Annotated in this window: 21 protein-coding genes; 4 read left to right on the top strand and 17 right to left on the bottom strand. The window is 64.2% G+C overall.

What is annotated here, in order from left to right; genetic code table 11:
- Positions 1-100: 100 nt before the first annotated feature.
- The gene (locus ACT6QU_RS01780; protein ID WP_444563132.1) at positions 101-646 is read right to left on the bottom strand and encodes a YceD family protein; all 546 of its coding nucleotides are present in this window, start codon (positions 644-646) and stop codon (positions 101-103) included.
- Positions 643-1209, bottom strand: a complete 567-nt coding sequence (locus ACT6QU_RS01775; RefSeq protein WP_444563131.1) for a ubiquinol-cytochrome C chaperone family protein — start codon at positions 1207-1209, stop codon at positions 643-645. The genes ACT6QU_RS01780 and ACT6QU_RS01775 overlap by 4 nt, the downstream gene beginning before the upstream one ends.
- Before the next feature lie 105 nt (positions 1210-1314).
- Between ACT6QU_RS01775 and ACT6QU_RS01770 the strand changes: the two genes are divergently transcribed.
- A complete protein-coding gene (locus ACT6QU_RS01770) occupies positions 1315-1842 on the top strand; it encodes an outer membrane protein assembly factor BamE (protein WP_081718886.1) in 528 nt (175 codons plus the stop codon).
- 69 nt (positions 1843-1911) lie between these two features.
- Here the strand turns inward: ACT6QU_RS01770 and ACT6QU_RS01765 are convergent, their stop codons facing one another.
- From ACT6QU_RS01765 to ACT6QU_RS01710, 12 genes are all read right to left on the bottom strand, one after another.
- Positions 1912-4053: a sodium-translocating pyrophosphatase gene (locus ACT6QU_RS01765; protein ID WP_444563130.1), complete on the bottom strand. Its 2142-nt coding sequence runs from the start codon at positions 4051-4053 to the stop codon at positions 1912-1914.
- Positions 4054-4194: 141 nt separating this feature from the next.
- A complete protein-coding gene (locus tag ACT6QU_RS01760; RefSeq protein WP_444563129.1) occupies positions 4195-5409 on the bottom strand; it encodes an MFS transporter in 1215 nt (404 codons plus the stop codon).
- Positions 5406-5912 carry a transcription antitermination factor NusB gene (gene nusB, locus ACT6QU_RS01755; protein WP_444563128.1) on the bottom strand — a complete coding sequence of 169 codons (507 nt, stop codon included), beginning with the start codon at positions 5910-5912 and terminating at the stop codon, positions 5406-5408. The genes ACT6QU_RS01760 and nusB overlap by 4 nt, the downstream gene beginning before the upstream one ends.
- Positions 5909-6373 carry a 6,7-dimethyl-8-ribityllumazine synthase gene (gene ribH, locus ACT6QU_RS01750; RefSeq protein WP_444563127.1) on the bottom strand — a complete coding sequence of 155 codons (465 nt, stop codon included), beginning with the start codon at positions 6371-6373 and terminating at the stop codon, positions 5909-5911. The genes nusB and ribH overlap by 4 nt, the downstream gene beginning before the upstream one ends.
- Positions 6374-6559: 186 nt before the next feature.
- Positions 6560-6793 (bottom strand): hypothetical protein, encoded by a 234-nt coding sequence (locus ACT6QU_RS01745; RefSeq protein WP_444563126.1) that lies wholly within the window; start codon positions 6791-6793, stop codon positions 6560-6562.
- Positions 6790-7395, bottom strand: a complete 606-nt coding sequence (locus ACT6QU_RS01740; RefSeq protein ID WP_444563125.1) for a riboflavin synthase — start codon at positions 7393-7395, stop codon at positions 6790-6792. The genes ACT6QU_RS01745 and ACT6QU_RS01740 overlap by 4 nt, the downstream gene beginning before the upstream one ends.
- Positions 7395-8501, bottom strand: a complete 1107-nt coding sequence (gene ribD, locus ACT6QU_RS01735; protein ID WP_444563124.1) for a bifunctional diaminohydroxyphosphoribosylaminopyrimidine deaminase/5-amino-6-(5-phosphoribosylamino)uracil reductase RibD — start codon at positions 8499-8501, stop codon at positions 7395-7397. The genes ACT6QU_RS01740 and ribD overlap by 1 nt, the downstream gene beginning before the upstream one ends.
- Positions 8498-8968: a transcriptional regulator NrdR gene (gene nrdR / locus ACT6QU_RS01730; RefSeq protein ID WP_444563123.1), complete on the bottom strand. Its 471-nt coding sequence runs from the start codon at positions 8966-8968 to the stop codon at positions 8498-8500. The genes ribD and nrdR overlap by 4 nt, the downstream gene beginning before the upstream one ends.
- Positions 8969-9004: 36 nt before the next feature.
- Positions 9005-10318 (bottom strand): serine hydroxymethyltransferase, encoded by a 1314-nt coding sequence (gene glyA, locus ACT6QU_RS01725; protein WP_444563122.1) that lies wholly within the window; start codon positions 10316-10318, stop codon positions 9005-9007.
- A gap of 189 nt (positions 10319-10507) precedes the next feature.
- On the bottom strand, positions 10508-11755 hold the full coding sequence (locus ACT6QU_RS01720; RefSeq protein WP_024586134.1) for a L,D-transpeptidase family protein: 1248 nt from the start codon (positions 11753-11755) through the stop codon (positions 10508-10510).
- A 304-nt stretch (positions 11756-12059) separates the two neighbouring features.
- The gene (ldtR, locus tag ACT6QU_RS01715; RefSeq protein ID WP_024586135.1) at positions 12060-12575 is read right to left on the bottom strand and encodes a transcriptional regulator LdtR; all 516 of its coding nucleotides are present in this window, start codon (positions 12573-12575) and stop codon (positions 12060-12062) included.
- A gap of 159 nt (positions 12576-12734) precedes the next feature.
- Positions 12735-13103: a DUF6163 family protein gene (locus tag ACT6QU_RS01710; protein ID WP_444563260.1), complete on the bottom strand. Its 369-nt coding sequence runs from the start codon at positions 13101-13103 to the stop codon at positions 12735-12737.
- A 147-nt stretch (positions 13104-13250) separates the two neighbouring features.
- On the opposite strand from ACT6QU_RS01710, the gene hemB reads away from it, so the two are divergent.
- A complete protein-coding gene (gene hemB, locus ACT6QU_RS01705; protein WP_444563121.1) occupies positions 13251-14282 on the top strand; it encodes a porphobilinogen synthase in 1032 nt (343 codons plus the stop codon).
- Here hemB and ACT6QU_RS01700 read toward each other — a convergent pair whose 3' ends face one another.
- Complete coding sequence (locus tag ACT6QU_RS01700; RefSeq protein ID WP_444563120.1) at positions 14283-15380, bottom strand: GGDEF domain-containing protein; 1098 nt, start codon at positions 15378-15380, stop codon at positions 14283-14285.
- A gap of 142 nt (positions 15381-15522) precedes the next feature.
- On the opposite strand from ACT6QU_RS01700, the gene ACT6QU_RS01695 reads away from it, so the two are divergent.
- Positions 15523-16008: an RDD family protein gene (locus tag ACT6QU_RS01695; RefSeq protein ID WP_444563119.1), complete on the top strand. Its 486-nt coding sequence runs from the start codon at positions 15523-15525 to the stop codon at positions 16006-16008.
- 88 nt (positions 16009-16096) lie between these two features.
- Positions 16097-16843, top strand: coding sequence for an arginyltransferase (locus ACT6QU_RS01690; protein ID WP_024586140.1), 747 nt, complete (start codon positions 16097-16099; stop codon positions 16841-16843).
- A gap of 6 nt (positions 16844-16849) precedes the next feature.
- Here the strand turns inward: ACT6QU_RS01690 and ACT6QU_RS01685 are convergent, their stop codons facing one another.
- Both ACT6QU_RS01685 and ACT6QU_RS01680 read right to left on the bottom strand, forming a co-directional pair.
- Positions 16850-18355: a helicase HerA domain-containing protein gene (locus ACT6QU_RS01685; protein WP_444563118.1), complete on the bottom strand. Its 1506-nt coding sequence runs from the start codon at positions 18353-18355 to the stop codon at positions 16850-16852.
- A 137-nt stretch (positions 18356-18492) separates the two neighbouring features.
- Positions 18493-18969 (bottom strand): pyridoxamine 5'-phosphate oxidase family protein, encoded by a 477-nt coding sequence (locus ACT6QU_RS01680; protein WP_444563117.1) that lies wholly within the window; start codon positions 18967-18969, stop codon positions 18493-18495.
- Positions 18970-19162 lie beyond the last annotated feature (193 nt).

Raw genomic sequence — 19162 nt, 5'->3', positions numbered from 1 at the left:
TCGTCTTTCGTTGGCCCGTTTCGGGCGGCATTTCAGCAAAGTGCGGCGAAAATAGCGGTTTCGTCCCGGCAAACAACTGCCATTCGCGCTCATCCACGCTTCAACCCTCGCGCTTCAGTCCCTTCAACTGCTCGTAGAGCGGCCCGCGGTCGGCATTCGGATCGGCTGCGGGAGCGACGGGCTGCGCACCAGCTTTGCGCGGATAGGGGTCGATGCCGAGCGCGAAGAACTCCTCCGCAAGCTGGCCGACGTCGATCGTGTCGCCCGAAAACGGCTCGGGCCCGTCATCACCCTCGGCATCGAGGATCATCTCGCCGCCCTCGATCGCATCGGGGCGCATCAGCTTCGAGCCTTCGGGAACGAAGAGCGCGTCAACCTCCTCGTCGACTTCCGCATCGAACGATTCGAGCGAGACGATGCAGGACTGGACGATCTGCGCCTTCACGCGACCGGTCACCTTGACGCCGTCGCGCTTCCAGTTCTCGACCAGGAGATCGGCATGGAAGTTCTTCACCTCGACCAGATGATGCGCGTCGGCCAGCGCACGGCGCTGCTCTTCGTCTGCCTCGATGGAGACGGGCATGCCCTTGCCCGGCAGTCGCAGGACGTTCGCCTCGAAGGCGACCGGGCTCGTTTCGTCGCTCATTTGGTCGCCTCTCCCGTCGCGATCGCGCGCTCGGCTGGCAGGAAGGCGATCTCACCGGCGATGATCGCCGCGGCCGGCTGCGCCGAAAGATCGCGCGCGGACGCCATGACATAGTCGGCCATCGCCTGCGCCTCGTGCCAGTCGGTGCCGCCTGGAAAGACATTGCGGTAAAGCGCCTGCGCCAGCGCCTCGCGGTCCTGCGCCTCCAGCGCCTTGCCATAGGAATCGGCACGCCCATAGAACATCTTCGCCAGCTTCTTCATGCGCTTTGGCACGCCCACATCGCCGATGCCCAGTTCCCGCAGCGAATGGTCGACGTCCTTGAAGAACTCGTCGGTCACGTCCTGCGCGACATCCTGGATCGGTCCGTTCTCGCCGCGCGTGCGATGCAGGAACAGGAACATGTGCAGCGCCATCATCTCGTAGCGGCCGAGCGGCGTGTCGGGCACGTTCCACTGGGCATAGAGGACCGGCTGGCGCGCCGCCGCCACGATTTGTCCATAAATGCTGTGGACGATGGCCGCGTTCTCATTCCGGCGAGCGCCGAACAGTCGCTTGAACATTCCCGAAGGGCTCCTTCTGGCGGTTTCAGTGCCGGCCGTGTTGCATCGGCGCGCAAGCTGGTTTACCGCTTTTGCCCGCAGGCGCAAGGCGCGCTTAACCAAGTCATGGAGTTGTCGTTGCAAGGACGGAATTTCAAGAGCCGTGCACGGCTGGTCACTTCGGGTATCGCTGTCCTGCTTGCAGGCGTGGCTGCCGGCTGTTCCTCGATCTCGGGCGACATGAGCCCACGCCAGACCTTCCAGCAAGGTTATGTCGTCGACGAGCAGATGCTCGAACTGGTCCCGGTCGGGTCGAGCCGCGAGCAGGTGACGCTTGCGCTCGGAACGCCTACCACCACGGCGACCTTCGACAACGAGACCTACTATTACATCTCGCAGACGGCCGTTCGGAACGTCGCGTTCCAGAATCCGCGCGTCGTCGACCGCAAGATCCTGGCGATCTATTTCGGCGCGGACGGCCGCGTCTCCAACATCGCCAATTACGGCCTGCAGGACGGACGCGTGTTCGACTTCATCTCGCGAACCACGCCGACCGCCGGTGGCGATGTGAACTTTATCCAGCAGATGATCACCGGCGTCGTTGGCGGCACGCCGATCGGGACTGGCGCGGGCCGCGGTGCGGTCAACTTCTAGAATTCGGTCCAACACCACAAAGAAGGGGCCGCGGTATTGCTACCGCGGCCCCTTTTCCATGTGCATCGATCAGTTGTGCGCGAGCACGGCCAGCAGCAGAAGCGCCATGATGTTTGTGATCTTGATCGCCGGATTGACGGCCGGGCCCGCCGTATCCTTGTAGGGATCGCCGACGGTATCGCCGGTCACGGAGGCCTTGTGTGCATCCGAGCCCTTCAGATGGCGCGTGCCGTCCTTGTCGATGAAGCCGTCCTCGAACGACTTCTTCGCATTGTCCCAGGCGCCGCCGCCCGACGTCATCGAGATGGCGACGAAGAGGCCGTTGACGATCACGCCCAGCAGCGTTGCGCCGAGCGCCGCGAAGGCTGCGGCCTTCGAGCCCGAGACCAGCAGGATGCCGAAATAAACGACGATCGGCGCCAGCACCGGCAGCAGCGACGGGATGATCATTTCCCGGATCGCCGCCTTGGTGAGGAGATCGACCGCCCGTGCATAGTCCGGTTTGACCGTGCCCTGCATAATCCCCGGATTTTCGCGGAACTGGCGACGCACCTCCTCCACGATGGCGCCGGCCGCACGCCCGACAGCCGTCATGGCGATGCCGCCGAAGAGGTAGGGAATGAGGCCGCCGAAGAGCAGGCCCGCCACCACATACGGGTTCGACAGCGAGAAGGAGACATCCTCCATGCCGGCGAAATACGGGTACTGGTCCGGATTGGCGATGAAATATTCCAGATCGTAGGAATAGGCCGCGAAGAGCACCAGCGCGCCGAGACCGGCAGAGCCGATCGCGTAGCCCTTGGTGACCGCCTTGGTCGTGTTGCCGACCGCGTCGAGTGCGTCGGTGGACTGGCGCACTTCCGGCGGGAGGCCCGACATTTCGGCGATGCCGCCGGCATTGTCGGTCACCGGGCCGAAAGCGTCGAGCGCCACGATCATGCCGGCCAGGCCGAGCATCGTCGTCACCGCGATCGCGGTGCCGAAGAGGCCGGCAAGCTGGAACGTCGCCAGGATGCCGCCGATGATAACGATTGCCGGAAGGGCCGTCGATTCCAGCGAGACGGCGAGGCCCTGGATGACGTTGGTGCCGTGGCCGGTCACCGACGCCTGCGCGATCGAGTTCACCGGGCGCTTGTTGGTGCCGGTATAGTATTCGGTGATCACCACGATCAGCGCCGTCACCACGAGGCCGATCAGGCCGCAGATGAAGAGGTTGGTGCCGGTGACGTCGATGCCGTTGACGACGCCGATGGAGCCCCAGCCGATGGTGAGCGAGGTTGCCGCGCCGATGCCGACGACGGTCAGAAGACCGGTGACGATCAGGCCGCGATAGAGCGCGCCCATGATCGAGGCATTGGAACCGAGCTTGACGAAGAACGTGCCGATGATCGAGGTGATGATGCACGCGCCGCAGATCGCCAGCGGGTAAATCATGATCGAGCCCAGCATGTCGGAACCTAGGAAGAAGATCGCGGCGAGGACCATGGTCGCGACGACGGTCACGGCATAGGTTTCGAAGAGATCCGCCGCCATGCCTGCGCAGTCGCCGACATTGTCGCCGACATTGTCCGCGATCGTCGCCGGGTTGCGCGGATCGTCCTCGGGAATGCCCGCTTCCACCTTGCCGACGAGATCGCCGCCGACATCGGCACCCTTGGTGAAGATGCCGCCGCCCAGACGCGCGAAGATCGAGATGAGCGATGCGCCGAAGCCGAGCGCGACCAGCGCGTCGATGACCATGCGGTCGGACGGGGCGGCGCCCATCGGGCCGATCAGCACCCAGTAGTAGACCGAGACTGCAAGCAGCGCGAGGCCGGCCACAAGCATGCCGGTGATCGCGCCCGCCTTGAAGGCAATGTCGAGGCCGGCCGACAGGCTGTTCGACGCTGCCTGCGCGGTGCGCACATTGGCGCGGACCGAGACATGCATGCCTATGAAGCCGGCGACGCCGGAAAGGACGGCGCCGATCAGGAAGCCGATCGCGGCCGTGACCCCGAGCAGCCACCAGGTGATGGCGAAGACCACGACGCCGACGAGCGCGATGGTTGTGTACTGGCGAGTGAGATAAGCCTGCGCGCCCTCCCGGATCGCGCCCGCAATCTCCTGCATGCGTGCATTGCCCTGATCGGCCGCGAGGACCGACTGGGTGGCCCAGATCGCATAGACGATGGACAGCAAGCCGCAGGCGATGACGACGAAAAGCATGGTCATTGCCGATTTTTCCTTGATGCTCGCCCGGCAGAACCCCTCCCCGGGCATTGGGAACGAAGCCGGAATCGCTCGTCATCCGACATTCGAGGGCAGCTTATGCGAAGGATTCCGCACACATCAAGGAGTTATTCTTACGCATGGTCAGTCGCGTACGGCCAGGATGCTCGGCGGGCGCAGGGCAAGGACGGCCAGGGACGCCAGGCAGGCAAGGCCCACCGGGAAGATGATCCAGTTCAGCATTTCCCAGCCGGCGAAATTGTAGACCAGGCCCGACATGAACGAGGCGAAGGCAACGGTCGAGAACAGGACAAAATCGTGAAAGCCCAGCGCGCGGCCTTTCTCGGAGGGGTGGTAGGTCTCCGCGACCATCGCGGTCGCGCCGATGAAGCCGAAATTCCAGCCGATGCCGAGAAGAACGAGAGCCGTCCAGAACTGCCAGAGCGCAATGCCCGACAGCGCGACGACGGCGCAACCAATCAGCAGGACGAGGCCGGCCGCGACGATTCTTTCCTTGCCGAAACGAGCGATCAGTTTGCCGGTAAAGAAGCTCGGCGCAAACATGGCCATCACGTGCCACGAAATACCGAGCATGGCCTGATCGGTCGAGAAGCCGCAGCCGACCATCGCAAGCGGCGCGCCGGTCATCACAAAGCTCATCAGCGCATAGGTGCCGACGCCGCAGAGAAGTCCGGTCGCATACTTAGGCTGCCGCACGATCTCGCGAAGCGGGCGTGCCGGGACGTTGGCGCCAGCGCTCGCATGCGTTTCAGGCTGACGCTTCGGCAAAACCGACAGGATCAGCGCTCCGACCGCGGCAATGCCGAGCACGGACGCGAACGTGCCGGCGAACATGACCGGTGCCATCAATTCGCGCGTGAAAATGACGATCTGCGGCCCGATGATCGCCGTCAGCACACCGCCGGCGAGCACAAAGGAAATGGCCTTCGCCTTGAACGCGGCGGGCGCCGATTCGGCCGCTGCAAACCGAAATTGCTGCACGAAGGCGTTGCCGATGCCGATCAGCGCTAGGCCCGCCGCGAACAGCCAGAAATTCTGCGCGAACAGGGCGAGCGTCGCAACGAGACCACCAGCGGCGGTCATGCCGGTGCCGGTCATAAAGCCCAGCCGCAAACCCAGCCTTTTGAGGACCAGCGCCGCCGGAACGGCGCCGAGCGCGACGCCGATGGTGAAGCCGGTAACGGGCGCGGTCGCAAGGCTCTTGTCGGCGCCGAGAAGATAGAAGCCGGCAAGGCCGCCGACCGAAATCGCGATGGGCGCCGCCGAACCCACGATGGCCTGCGCAGCGGCGAGAACGATCGCCGTGCGCCGTGCATCGCGGGTCGTGGCCGTCGTCATGCCTTCAGCGTTCCGCCCCTGCCCTCGTTGCGCAGGCGCCGCGCCACGCGGTCGAGCACGGCGTTGACGAGCTTGGGCTCTTCCTCGGTGTAGAAGGCCTTGGCGATGTCGACATATTCGGTGACGATGACCGCAACGGGTACGTCGGCGCGCTTCATCAGTTCATAGACGCCGGCGCGCAGGATCGCCCGCAATGTCGAATCCAGCCGCGACAGCGGCCAGTCGTCGGTCAGCGCCTGCCGGATCACCGGATCGATCGTCTTCTGGTCCTCGACCACGCCTGAAAGGATCGCCCGGAACCATTGCGCATCCGCCTCGCGATAGGTCGCCCCATCGACTTCCTTGCCGAGCCGGTAGGCTTCGTACTCGGCCGAAATCTCGAGAAGTCCGGTGCCGGCGACGTCCATCTGGTAGAGCGCCTGCACGGCGGCAAGCCGTGCCGCGCCGCGTTTGTTGGCTTGACGGATCGGCGGCGTGGTCGGGAGTTCGTCGGCTTCGCTCATCGGGACGCACCTGCCAGTCGCTTGCGGGTCTCCACCATCGTCAGGGCGGCACGCGCGGCAAACCCGCCCTTGTCGCCCTCGTTGCGGCGGGCGCGCGCCCAGGCCTGGTCGTCGTTCTCGACGGTCAGGATGCCGTTGCCGATCGCAAGCGATTCATTGACGGAAAGATCCATCAGCGCGCGGCAGGATTCGTTCGCGACGATGTCGAAATGATAGGTCTCGCCCCGGATCACGCAGCCGAGCGCCACGAACGCGTCATAGTCCGCACCGCCCCCATCCGCACCGTCGAGCGCGAACGAAATGACGGCCGGAATTTCGAGCGCGCCGGGCACGGTGACGACATCGTAGCTCGCACCGGCCGCATCGAGCGCTGCCTTGGCGCCGTCCAGAAGGGCGTCGGCCAGATCGTCATAAAAACGCGCTTCGACGATCAGAACTTTGAGGGGTTCCTGATGGGGCATGAATGTCTCCGGGATTGGCCCGGTGACTTAGGCCGATCCGGCCGAGTTCGCAAGCGAAGCTTTGGAGAAAGTCAGCCGGTCAGCGCTTCAGCGAACGCTCGTGCAGGCGCACGGCGATGTAGGCGCCAATGGCGATGATCGCGGGCAGGCCCAATGAGGTGAACCAGAACATGGGATCGGAAAAGCTCATGGCTTCAAACCCTTTAGAATGCGCCTTGCCCACAAATGTAGTGCAGTTGCGATGCCAAGCCAACCGGCTGCCGTGAAGGCAAGCCAATAGCCGATCGGCGCGGCAAAGCTTATCACGCCATAGAGATAACCAGCCAGCGGCGTTGCCACGCCCACCGTGAAGCACGCCGTCGACGCGCGATCGAGCGCATTCGCCAGAAGCTTGGTGCGTTCGTTGTCGATCACGCTCATTCGTCGCGCGCTTCCATCAGGCGCGCGGCATAGCGCGCCATCGTGTCGACTTCCAGATTAACGTGGTCGCCAACTCGGCGCGCGCCCCATGTCGTCACGCCGAGCGAGTGGTGGATCAGGAGGACGTCGAAGAGGTCGCCGTCGACGCCGTTGACGGTGAGCGACGTGCCATCGAGCGCGATGGAGCCCTTCGGCGCGATAAATTTGGACAATGCGCGGGGGGCGCGGAGGCGAAAGCGGACGGCGTCGCCTTCGTCGATCCGCTCGACGATCTCCGCCATGCCGTCGACATGGCCGGAGACGATGTGCCCGCCGAGTTCGTCGCCGATCTTCAATGCGCGTTCGAGGTTGAGGTGGGAGCCGACCTGCCAGTTGCCGGCCGTCGTCAGTCGCAGGGCCTCTTCCCACGCCTCGACCTCGAACCAGCGGGAACCATCCGAAGGCAGCGCGACGACGGTCAGACAGACGCCGGCGCAGGCGATCGAGGCGCCGATGGCGATGGTCGCCGGATCGTACTCAGTGCCGATGCGCAGCCGGATACCCTTGTCGAGCGGTGCGATGGTCTTGATCTCGCCGATGTCGGTGACGATCCCAGTGAACATCAGTCGATCCTTACATATTCGCAGCAGATATCGCCGCCGAACACATCGCGGCGGACGAGACGGAAGCCTGGGCGAACCCCGGCCGGGTCGATGGGGGATGCGACGCCGCCCTCGCCGATCGGTTTCGCGCCGACGAAGAGCACCAAACGGTCGACCAAGCCTTCGGCGAGAAACTGGCGCGCGGCCATCGCACCGCCCTCGACGAGAAGTGTCAGAACGCCGCGCGCTGCCAGGTCCTCGAGAAACTCCGGCAGGGCGATGCGGCCTTCGTGCTCGTCGCAGGCGATGAAGCCGACGCCGAGTTCCTCAAGCGCCGCACGACGGCCGGCATCGGCGTCGATCGCGGTTGCCAGCAGAACCGGCGTCTCGCGTGCGCTCGTTGCAAGTTTCGACGTCGGCGAGAGTCGCGCATCGCGGTCGAGGACGATGCGGATCGGCGAACGTTTCTCCAGCCCCGGCAGGCGGCAGGTGAGTTCAGGATCGTCGGCCAGAGCCGTGCCGATGCCCACGAGGATGGCGTCGCTTTCGGCGCGCAGGCGATGAACCTGCCGGCGTGCGATGGGCCCGGTTATGGGAACCTGTCCCTCGCCTATGCGACCGATCATGTCATCGGAGGAAACCGCAAGTTTAAGAGTCACTTCCGGACGTTTGCTCAAAGATCGAGTCAGGTAGCCTTTGAGCAGGTCGGCTGCGTCATCGGCGCGAATCTGGGGCGTCACGTCGATCCCGCCGGCTTCGAGGATCGCATATCCCTTTCCGGACACGCGCGGATCGGGATCGGCGGCCGCGCCGACGACCCGGGCAATGCCGGCACGGACAAGCGCCTCGGCGCAGGGTGGCGTGCGGCCGTGATGCGCGCAGGGCTCCAGCGTGACATAGGCCGTCGCGCCGCGTGCCTGCTCCCCGGCTTCCGCGAGCGCCTCCGCCTCGGCATGAGGCCGCCCGCCGATCGCGGTGATGCCGCGCCCCACGATCACCGATCCTTGGCCGTCGTCACGCACGATCAGCGTCCCCACGGATGGGTTGGTCGACGTCAGGCCAAGATTGCGGCGCGACAGGCGGACGGCGGCTGCCATGTACCGGCGATCGGTCTCGCCGACGCTCATTCTCGCGAGGCGTCCTCGTCGCTCTTCAATTCACCGAGCAGATCGTGGAAATCGCGCGCTTCGCGAAAGTTCTTGTAGACAGACGCAAAGCGTACATAGGCGACATCGTCGATGGATTTGAGCGCATCCATGACGAGCCGGCCGATTTCGTCGGATGGAATTTCCGTCTCCCCAGAGCTTTCGAGCTGGCGCACGATGCCCGTCACGGCACGCTCGATCCGCTCCGGCTCCACATTGCGCTTGCGCAGCGCGATTTCGACGGAGCGCATCAGCTTGTCGCGATCAAACGCAACCTTGCGGCCCGACCGTTTGACCACAACGAGATCGCGCAGTTGCACACGCTCGAAAGTGGTGAAGCGCCCGCCGCAGACCGGGCAGACGCGGCGGCGGCGGATGGCCTGCCCGTCTTCGGCAGGCCGGGAATCCTTCACCTGGGTGTCTTCAGACTGGCAATAGGGGCAGCGCATGCGTCTCTTTCAACAAATGGTGTGCTGCCCCAGCGTTTAGCCCAGATACGGATAGATCGGGAAGCGCTCGGTCAGCGCGACGACCTTTTTCTTCACCTCGGCTTCGATGGCGGCATTGCCCTCGTCGGAATTGGCGGCCTTCAGCCCATCCATGACTTCGGCGATCAGCTTGCCGATCTCGCCGAATTCGGCGACGCCGAAGCCGCGCGTGGTGCCGGCGGGGGTGCCGAGGCGGATGCCGGAGGTGACGAAGGGCTTTTCCGGGTCGAACGGGATACCGTTCTTGTTGCAGGTGATGTTGGCGCGGCCGAGTGCGGCTTCCGCGCGCTTGCCGGTCGCGTTCTTCGGACGCAGATCGACCAGCATCGAATGGTTATCGGTGCCGCCCGAAACGATGTCGAGGCCGGTTTCCTTCAGGCTCGCGGCCAGCGCCTTGGCATTCGCGACGACATCCTTGGCATAGGTCTTGAATTCCGGCTGCAGCGCCTCGCCGAAGGCAACGGCCTTGGCGGCGATGACGTGCATCAGCGGGCCGCCCTGAAGGCCCGGGAACACGGCCGAGTTCATCTTCTTGGCGATCGCCTCGTCGTTCGACAAAATCATGCCGCCGCGCGGGCCACGCAGCGATTTGTGGGTGGTCGTCGTCACGACATGGGCGTGCGGCAGCGGCGACGGGTGCACGCCGCCGGCAACGAGGCCGGCGATATGCGCCATGTCGACCATCAGATAGGCGCCGACGGCGTCGGCGATTTCGCGGAAGCGCTTCCAGTCCCAGATGCGCGAATAGGCGGTGCCGCCAGCGACGATCAGCTTCGGCTTGGCTTCATGCGCAAGACGCTCGACTTCGTCCATGTCGATCAGGTGGTCGTCTTCGCGTACGCCATAGGAGACGACGTTGAACCATTTGCCCGACATGTTGACCGGCGAGCCATGGGTCAGGTGACCGCCCGAGTTCAGGTCGAGGCCCATGAAGGTGTCGCCCGGCTGGAGAAGCGCGAGAAACACGGCCTGGTTCATCTGCGAGCCGGAGTTGGGCTGCACGTTGGCGAAATTGCAGTCGAACAGCTTCTTGGCGCGCTCGATCGCCAGTTCTTCGGCGATGTCGACGAACTGGCAGCCGCCATAGTAGCGCTTGCCCGGATAGCCTTCGGCATACTTGTTCGTCATGATCGAGCCCTGCGCCTCCAGCACGGCGCGGCTGACGATGTTTTCCGAGGCGATCAGCTCGATTTCGTGGCGCTGGCGCCCGAGTTCCTTTTCGATCGCGCCGAAGATTTCGGGGTCGCGGTCGGCGAGGGACTGGGTGAAGAAAGCATTCGGCTGGGCGGAAGCGGCAGTCGCGGTGGCCATGGCAGATCGACCCTTCTGGCGTGTGGCGGTAATCCGTGGAGCGGCGCGAATATCACACTATCGCCTGCGCGGCCATGTGCGGTTTGCGCAATTTACGGTTCCGGTCGCGACTGGATCAATGCGGCAAATGCGCGAAACGAAAAGGCCGCCCCGAGGGACGGCCTTTCGCAGAAAGACGTGCGAACGCGATCAGGTCGCGGTCGAAATCTGCAATTCCGACGAACCGTCGAGCGCATAGATGTCGTCGCGGAACTGGACGACGCCGTCGCTGGTCGACCAGGCCGACACATAGCTGAAATGGACGGGCACCGGATTGGTGACGGCCACGGCCACGTCGGCATCGTTGATGATCGTCTGCTCGAAGCGATTGCGATCCCAGCCCGGCGTCTCGCGCAAGATCCAGGTGACGAGATCGCGCACGTTCTGAACGCGCACGCAGCCGGAAGAGTGGAACCGTTCCTGATTGGCGAAGAGGCTCTGCTGCGGCGTGTCGTGCATATAGACGGCATGCGGGTTGTGGAAGTCGATCTTGACGGAAGCCATGGCGTTGATGCGGCCCGGGTCCTGGCGGAAGCGCAGCTTCGCGGCCTCTTCCGTCTGCCAGTTGATGGTCAGCGGATCGACCTCGCCATTGGGGCCGAGAATGCGGATGCCGTTTTCGGTCAGGTAGTTCGGGTTCTGGCGCATCAGCGGAATGATGTCGCGGCGAACGATCGATTCCGGTGCATTCCAGTACGGATTGACGATGATCTGGTGAATGTTCGAATCGAGAATGGGCGTCTGGCGATCGATCTTGCCGACCACCGCGACGTGGCGGCTCACGACACGGCCATTTTCGACTGCCTCGATCTCCGCGGCCGGGATGTTGACCATCACGTAGCGGTTGGCCGTCGTTCCGACCTTCTCGCCGAGGCGGCCGAGATTTCGCTCGAGCTGGCCAAGGCGCACCTGCGCCGACGCGTTGAGCGAGCGGTAAGTATAAGGACCGGTGACGCCGTCGGCCGGAATGCCGTGGCGGTTCTGGAAGCGCTTCAAGGCCGCATCGACATAGGAATCGAAAGACGGCGACATCCCTGCCCGCTCGGACAGATCGCCCGAGATCATCAGGCGCTGGCGCAGCACGTCCACGTCCGGATCGACGACGCCGAGTTGCAGCTTCTTCTGATCGGGAACCATCGGCCAGCCGCCGCGGGCGGCAATGTCCTGATAACGGACGATCGCGTCCTGCAGGTAGACCAGCGTGTCGGGGCTGAAGATCGGACGGGTGGTCGCAACCTGCCCGCCATCGGAGACCTGCGCGTCGAACTGGTCGCCCCAGCCACGGCGGTTCGAATTCAGGATCGAGTCGATCACGTTCTGCGCATGGGCGCTTTGCGACACGGCGGCGGCCGCAAGGGCGGACGCACCGGTGAGAAAGGTTCTGCGGCTGGTTTTCATCTTCTGTCCCGACGCTTCAAGATATGACGGCGCAAGCACGCGCGGTGCGAAGAGTCGAGACTAGTGGGTTAACCTTAACGAAACGCCACCATCCCCGACCCGTGGATTCGGTCGAAATACCGGATGACGTCCGGTCACATTCCAATATGGCGGCTTCGTGACCGTCGGGAAGCTTCGACGGAGGTGTTGCAGTTCGACGACACCTGCGCTGGAGCCGTCCTCGCCCGGCCGCGGATCGGACACCACCCTTGAAGGCGAGTCCGATGCGCCGGCGTCGGCGATGAGCGAGAGGCGTCGCCTCGCCTTACATGCGGTAGGCGATGGTGTCGTTCCAGAAGCGGTCGAGGCGCTGGAGAGCCTTGTTCATCTGCTGGAACTCGTCCTGGCCGATGCCGCCGACCTTTTCGATCGAGCCGATGTGACGGTCATAGAGCGCGCCGACCAGATCGGCGATCTCGCGGCCCTTCGGCGTCAGGCTGACGCGGACCGAACGACGGTCGATGCGCGAGCGCTGGTGGTTGATGAAGTCGAGATCGACGAGCTTCTTCAGATTGTAGGAGACGTTCGAGCCCAGATAGTAGCCGCGCGAGCGCAATTCGCCGGCGGTCAGTTCCGAAGAACCGATGTTGAAGAGCAGCAGCGCCTGGATGGCATTGATGTCGCTGCGGCCGTTGCGGTCGAACTCGTCCTTGATGACATCAAGAAGACGGCGGTGCAGCCGCTCGACGAGCTGAAGAGATTCAAGGTAGAGCGAGCGAATGGAATCGCCGCGGTCTTCGTTCATCTGGACGTTCTTCGACGTCGTACGCGAATTGATCATGGTCGTGCCTCTCGTTAAACGCCGGTGACTTTGTTTTTGATCTCACCTTGGGCACGACCCTAACCAATGCATCTAAAATTCGACTTAAACCGCAGGCTTAACATGAGCTTACCGGGAACTCCCGGATTTCAGGGTTAAGCTGCGGTTAGACCGAAAGGTTCATTTTTCCTCTCTGCGGCGCTCTGCCCAGCGATGCAGCCGGAAACCAGCATAGACCACCACGGTCAGCGCATGGACGATGAGCACGAGATCGCGGCGACCGTAGAGCTCGGGAAAGCCGGCATACATGACCGTCTCGGACACCGCGCACACGAACCAGATCACCGGCCCCCACGATGCCAACATCCAAAGCCCGCTCGCGGCAAAAGGATAGAGCACCGCCAGACAGACGGCGGCCACCTGCCAGTGGACCGGCATCAGGTCGAAACGCCAGGTCAGCCCGTCATAAAAGCCGAGAAGCCTGATCCAGTAGAGAAGGCCGAGCCCGGCGCAAAGCGCAGCGACCGCACGCAGGAACGTCTCGAACATCGTTTCGGAGGCCGACAGGCGCGGCAGGGCCGAATGAATGGACTGGATCACGGATCGGCGACCTTCAGATGTTGGAACCGGCTGGGCGAGACGGGTTGGACCCGCATTCGGCCCATGATACATCCCGCGCTATCAGGAGACGCCATCATGAACAAGATCACCCGCCCTGTTGCCACCACCTTGCGCACGGTCGATGAAATCACCGGCGGCCGGCGACTGCGGCGGATGCGCAAGGCGGACTGGTCGCGGCGCATGGTGCAGGAAACGCGCCTGACGGTCGACGACCTGATCTGGCCGATCTTCGTGGTCGATGGCGAAAAGCGCCGCGATCCCCTCCCCTCGATGCCCGGCATCGAACGCTATTCGGTCGACGTCGCCGTCGAGGAGGCCAAGCGTGCCGCGCAGCTCGGCATACCGGCGCTCGCGATTTTCCCCAATGTCGACATCGCGCTTCGCGACCAGAGCGGCTCGCACATCCTCGACCCGGACAATCTGATCAACCGCGTCACCCGCGCGATCAAGCAGGCGGTACCCGAGATCGGAATCATCACGGACGCCGCGCTCGATCCCTTCACCAGCCACGGCCATGACGGCATCCTGCGCGACGGCGTCATCGTCAATGACGAGACGGTGGCGCAGGTCGCCGCCGCCTCCGTGCTGCAGGCAGCGGCAGGCGCCGACATCGTCGCGCCGTCGGACATGATGGACGGGCGGATCGGCGCGGTGCGTGACGCGCTCGATGCGGCCGGCTACCAGGACGTCGCGATCATGTCCTATGCGACCAAATTCTCGTCGGCCTTCTACGGCCCTTATCGCGAGGCGATCGGCACGAGCGGCCTTCTGAAGGGCGACAAGAAGACCTACTATCTCGACCCGGCGAACGCCGCCGAGGCGATCCGCGAGACCGAACAGGACGTGATCGAGGGCGCGGACATGATCATGGTCAAGCCCGGCATGCCCTATCTCGACATCATCCGCCAGTTGAAGGACGAGTTCGCGCTGCCGACCTTCGCCTATCAGGTCTCGGGCGAATACTCGATGATCGAGGCGGCCGCGGCCAATGGCTGGATCGACGGCGAGCGCGCGATCATGGAGAGCCTGCTCTCGTTCAAGCGCGCCGGCTGCGACGGCATCCTGACCTATTTCGCGCCGCGCGTGGCGCAACTCCTCAAGAGCTGATCAGGCCGCGCGGCGCAGCTCCACGCGGTTGCGGCCATTGTTCTTGGCGTCGTAGAGAGCATCGTCCGCCGCCTTGAAGACGCTCGGGAAGACCACGCCGGCCTTGTCCGCGCCGCTGACGCCGATGCTGACCGTGACCTCGAGATCGGTTCCTTCCACCGCGAGCGACTGACCGGCGACGCTCTGGCGGATACGCTCGGCGACGCGTTCGGCCACACGAAGCGACGTCGCGGGCATCAGCACCGCGATCTCCTCGCCGCCATAGCGCGCAACGATGTCGGTCTGTCTGGTCTCGGCCTTGACGATGGCCGCGATCGAGGCGAGCACGCGGTCGCCTGCGAGATGTCCGAAACGATCATTGATCGACTTGAACCGATCGACATCGACGAGCAGCATCGCGAAAGGCGATCCCTTGGCGCGTGCGCTTTCGCTGATCCGGTATGCCAGACGGTCGAAGGTGCGCCGGTTGGCGAGCGCGGTCAGCGCGTCGGTGCTGGCTTCGGTCCGCAGTTCCTCCTCGCGTCGAAAGTGCCGGTCCTCGCGTGCCAGGAACGCGCCGAGCAGAAGGATGCCGAGGACGGCATTGGTGACGAGGGGGATCGCGGCCGTCTGCACCACCGAAACGGCAGTCTGCCGGGGCAGCAATGCAAGGCAGGCGAGGACCGAGCAGATCGCGAGCGACAGGACCAGCAACTGCTCGGCATTGGGCGTGCGGCCCTTCCAGATGCGATGGAACACGTAGCCGATGGTGGATGCCATCGCGATCGCGGCCAAGCCCGTCACGGCACCCGCGCCGCCCTGGATCATCCGGAAGATCCCCATGATACAGGCTGCAATGACGGCCGCGACCAGCCCGCCGAAAGGCGCCGCCAGGGCGGCCATCACCGTGCGCGAATCGAGCTGGACCCCTTCCGGCGTGCGGATCAGGTCGGCCATCGAAAGGACCCCGGCCAGTCCGAACAGAAGGCCGATCATCACGCTTCGACCGCCAAGTTTCGGAGCGTGACGCACCAGCGTCGAATAGGCCATCACCACCAATGCCATCAGGCCGGCATTGTGGAGGAGGCTGAGAAAAATTTCGCTCGGGGCGTAGGACACTAGGCACGTTCTCCTGCAACCACGCATAGCGATGGCGGCTTTCAGTTGTTTCGATCAGATCGATAAAATTTGAATGAATCGCCCGGCTTGCGATCACGGTTGCGCGATCCCATCTTGATCACGGCAGCAAAGGAACGATCCCATGAACACGACCTCATCGACCGATCGCATCCATGACGGCGAAATTCTCAACGACCGCCTCAACGATGCACGCGTCTATGACGGCGTGCGCACGCGGCGCATCCTGGCTTTCTGCATCGACTATCTGATCGTCGGCCTCCTGATGATCGTTCCCGCCATCGTCATCGGCCTGCTCGGGGTGCTGACGCTCGGCCTCGGCTGGATGCTGTACGGCATCCTCTTCCCCGTCGTCGCGCTCGGCTATATCTGGTGGACGCTTGGCGGAGCCTCGCAGGCGACCGTGGGTATGAACATAATGAACATCCGTCTCGAACGGCTGGATGGCGGACGCATCGACGGACCGCTTGCGGTGCTTCATTCGGTGCTGTTCTGGGCGGGCAACGTCATCCTGACGCCGTTCATCCTGCTGGCCACGCTGTTCCTCGACCGCAAGCGGGCCGTTCACGACCTGCTGCTCGGCACCGTGGTCACGCGCACCGACCGTTAAGCGGAACTTGATGTCGCGCGGCTTGCCAACCGACGCGACTGGGGATTTCATATCCCGATCGCGGCAATCCATTCCGACTCGACGGTCAATGACGCACCAGCCTACGCAGTCACCGCAATTCTTCCTGACGGCGCCATCGCCCTGCCCTTACATCGAGGGCGAGTTCGAGCGAAAGGTGTTCACGCATCTGGTGGGCGACAAGGCGCCGGAGATGAATGACCTTCTGACGCAAGGCGGCTTTCGCCGTTCGCAGAACATCGCCTACCGGCCTGCCTGCGAGACCTGCCGTGCCTGCGTTTCCGTGCGCATTCTCGCCAACGAGTTCCAGCCGACGAAGAACATGAAGCGCGTCTCGGCGCGCAATGCGGACCTCATCGGCGCCGAGCACAAGGCCGAACCATCGAGCGAGCAATATTCCCTCTTCCGCACCTATCTCGACGCCCGCCACAAGCGCGGCGGCATGTCCGACATGACGGTGCTCGACTATGCGATGATGGTCGAGGACACTCATGTCGACACGCGGGTGATCGAGTACCGCAGACGCGGACCCGACAGTTTCATCACCGGCAAGGGCCAGGGCGAGCTCATCGCGGTCGCCCTGTCGGACCGGATGGGCGACGGCCTTTCGATGGTCTACTCGTTCTTCCACCCCGACATGGAGGACCGTTCGCTCGGCACCTTCATGATCCTCGATCACATCCAGCGCGCCCGCGCGCTCGGGCTGCCGCACGTCTATCTGGGCTACTGGGTCAACGGCTCACGCAAGATGGGCTACAAGGTGCGCTTCAAGCCGCAGGAACATCTCGGGCCCCAGGGCTGGGACCGCGTCGAATAGACCGGGTTACTCGGCCGCCTGGCGCGGAATGATGTCCTCGCCCGGCCGGTCAGGCTGGTCGGGTGCCGTTTCGCAGCCGAGGTCGGGGAAGACGACGATGCGCTTGCCCGTCAGGTCGGTGCGCACGACGATCAGATCGCGCTCTTCGAAATAGGTCAAAAGGCGTCGCGCGCGGTTCGCGGAATGGCTGCCATAGGCACGCGCCAACGCCGCGTTGCTGGGGCATGGCCGACCTTCGACGGCCGCCAGCGCGATGATCAAGAAGATCGGCTGGATGTCCTCGGCCAGATCCTTCGACAGGTCGAGCGCGGTGCGCCATGCGTCGCTCGTCGCGGTGTCCTCGCACACCCCGGTCCGGGCGATCGCCAGCCGGCGCTTGAACTCCGGCAGATCGACCGGGCTGCCCGGCACACGCCGGATGCGGCAGCGCACGAGGAAATCCTGGTAAAGCACCGCCACCGTTCGGAAGGGCAGTTCCGGATCGTCGGCGATCTCGCGCATGACGAGGTCCAGCAGTCGCTCGCGCTCGACCTTGTCGATCTCCGGAAACAGGGCCTGCACCGGCTCTTCGGCCGTCTCGCGCGGGCGCGACAACTGCTCAAGGATGTCGGCCGTCGGCGTGGGTGGCGGCGGGGGCCGGCGCACCGGCGCGCGTACTTCCTCGGGTCCTCGCTGGAAGATCAGGTCGCGCGCCTCGTCGCTCGTTTCGGGCAGCGGCATCAGCTTCGGGCTGACCGATCGCGCGGACGTCTCCACCGTACCGATGGTCACCGGCATCGGCCGGCGCGAGACGGCGGGGCCGAGCGCGACGAAGGAGCCGCGCTGCAGGTCGCGGAACTGCTCGGCCTGCCGACGGTCCATGCCGAGCAGGTCTGCGGCGCGCGCCATGTCGATGTCGAGAAAGGTGCGGCCCATCAGGAAGTTCGACGCCTCGGCCGCGACGTTCTTGGCAAGCTTGGCAAGGCGCTGCGTGGCGATGACGCCCGCAAGGCCGCGCTTGCGGCCGCGGCACATCAGGTTCGTCATCGCGCCGAGCGAAACGCGACGCGCCTCGTCCGACACCTCGCCCGCCGCCGCCGGCGCGAAGAGCTGCGCCTCGTCGACCACCACCAGAACCGGATACCAATGCTCGCGCTCGGCATCGAACATGCCGTTCAGGAAAGCTGCGGCGGCCTTCATCTGCTGGTCCGCATCGAGCCCTTCGAGATTGACCACCACCGAAACCCGGTGCTGGCGGATGCGGCCGGCGATGCGAACGAGCTCGGCCTCGGTGCGCGCGGCGTCCACCACGACATGGCCGAACTTGTCGGCCAGCGTGACGAAGTCGCCCTCCGGATCGATGATGCATTGCTGCACCCACGGCGCGCTCTGTTCGAGCAGCCGGCGCAGGAGGTGCGACTTGCCGGAACCGGAATTGCCCTGCACGAGCAGGCGCGTGGCGAGCAACTCCTCCAAATCCATCATGGCCGGCGCGCCGTGCGCGCCCTTGCCCATATCGATGCCGACTTTCAATGCAAATCTCCGATCAGAGCAGCCCTTCTATCATCCGCGCGCGTCGATGCGGGGATGCTTGCAGGGCAATCCACAACTCGCTGCGCCAACAAAAAGGCCCGCCGAGGCGGGCCTTTCCAGAATCGCTCCGGGCAAGCCTAGAGCTTCACCTTCTCATTGTCGCCCATGTCCGGTCGGCTGTCCGATACGGCGGCGGTGAGCATCTTGATATAGCTGACGACCGTGCCGGGGCTGTCCCAATACTGCGCGTCGTTCGGCGTGACCTTCAGGACGCGGATCGAGGGGTCCTCGGGGTCGTCCCACCAAGCCTTCGCCGGCGTCGACCAGAGTTCCTTGATCTTCGCGCGATCGTTCGAGACGGCCGCGCGACCGGTGACCGAGACATATTTCTGGTCGCCGGCATCGGCGAAAAACAGGCCGACATGCGGGTCGCGCTGGATTTCGTCGTCCTTGTGGCTTTCGGCATCGGTCAGGAAGTAGATCGCATGCTCCTCGCGCTCCAGGTGCGCGGCCATCGGGCGGGCCCGAATGTCCTGCCCATCCTTCGTGGCAAGCATGCAAAAGCCGATCTTCTTCATCAGCTTCCAAACATGGTCGATGTTGTCGTCGCTCATCGTATTCCTCTCGGGTTGAATGGAAGCGTCCAACCTCGCGAGGACGCGAGTTGTTCCAACGAGCCGAGAGCATCCCAGCTCAGATTGGATTCATTTTCCTGAAAATCGCCTGCATATGAAAACTCATCCCATTCTCTCTGCGATGGCGGCAGTCGCGGACCTTCATGCCGTACAGTCGCGCGGTTAGATTCCG

It is taken from the genome of Aliihoeflea sp. (assembly GCF_052435475.1).
Lineage (GTDB): Bacteria > Pseudomonadota > Alphaproteobacteria > Rhizobiales > Rhizobiaceae > Aliihoeflea.
Note: the sequence above shows the minus strand (reverse complement) of the source record. Positions and strands in the feature narration are given on the sequence as shown.

Bases quoted from the DNA above. Each gene is read 5' to 3' on its own strand.
- ACT6QU_RS01780 (WP_444563132.1), bottom strand. From the start codon at position 646: ATGAGCGACGAAACGAGCCCGGTCGCCTTCGAGGCGAACGTCCTGCGA.
- ACT6QU_RS01775 (WP_444563131.1), bottom strand. From the start codon at position 1,209: ATGTTCAAGCGACTGTTCGGCGCTCGCCGGAATGAGAACGCGGCCATC.
- ACT6QU_RS01770 (WP_081718886.1), top strand. From the start codon at position 1,315: ATGGAGTTGTCGTTGCAAGGACGGAATTTCAAGAGCCGTGCACGGCTG.
- ACT6QU_RS01765 (WP_444563130.1), bottom strand. From the start codon at position 4,053: ATGACCATGCTTTTCGTCGTCATCGCCTGCGGCTTGCTGTCCATCGTC.
- ACT6QU_RS01760 (WP_444563129.1), bottom strand. From the start codon at position 5,409: ATGACGACGGCCACGACCCGCGATGCACGGCGCACGGCGATCGTTCTC.
- nusB (WP_444563128.1), bottom strand. From the start codon at position 5,912: ATGAGCGAAGCCGACGAACTCCCGACCACGCCGCCGATCCGTCAAGCC.
- ribH (WP_444563127.1), bottom strand. From the start codon at position 6,373: ATGCCCCATCAGGAACCCCTCAAAGTTCTGATCGTCGAAGCGCGTTTT.
- ACT6QU_RS01745 (WP_444563126.1), bottom strand. From the start codon at position 6,793: ATGAGCGTGATCGACAACGAACGCACCAAGCTTCTGGCGAATGCGCTC.
- ACT6QU_RS01740 (WP_444563125.1), bottom strand. From the start codon at position 7,395: ATGTTCACTGGGATCGTCACCGACATCGGCGAGATCAAGACCATCGCA.
- ribD (WP_444563124.1), bottom strand. From the start codon at position 8,501: ATGAGCGTCGGCGAGACCGATCGCCGGTACATGGCAGCCGCCGTCCGC.
- nrdR (WP_444563123.1), bottom strand. From the start codon at position 8,968: ATGCGCTGCCCCTATTGCCAGTCTGAAGACACCCAGGTGAAGGATTCC.
- glyA (WP_444563122.1), bottom strand. From the start codon at position 10,318: ATGGCCACCGCGACTGCCGCTTCCGCCCAGCCGAATGCTTTCTTCACC.
- ACT6QU_RS01720 (WP_024586134.1), bottom strand. From the start codon at position 11,755: ATGAAAACCAGCCGCAGAACCTTTCTCACCGGTGCGTCCGCCCTTGCG.
- ldtR (WP_024586135.1), bottom strand. From the start codon at position 12,575: ATGATCAATTCGCGTACGACGTCGAAGAACGTCCAGATGAACGAAGAC.
- ACT6QU_RS01710 (WP_444563260.1), bottom strand. From the start codon at position 13,103: ATGTTCGAGACGTTCCTGCGTGCGGTCGCTGCGCTTTGCGCCGGGCTC.
- hemB (WP_444563121.1), top strand. From the start codon at position 13,251: ATGAACAAGATCACCCGCCCTGTTGCCACCACCTTGCGCACGGTCGAT.
- ACT6QU_RS01695 (WP_444563119.1), top strand. From the start codon at position 15,523: ATGAACACGACCTCATCGACCGATCGCATCCATGACGGCGAAATTCTC.
- ACT6QU_RS01690 (WP_024586140.1), top strand. From the start codon at position 16,097: ATGACGCACCAGCCTACGCAGTCACCGCAATTCTTCCTGACGGCGCCA.
- ACT6QU_RS01680 (WP_444563117.1), bottom strand. From the start codon at position 18,969: ATGAGCGACGACAACATCGACCATGTTTGGAAGCTGATGAAGAAGATC.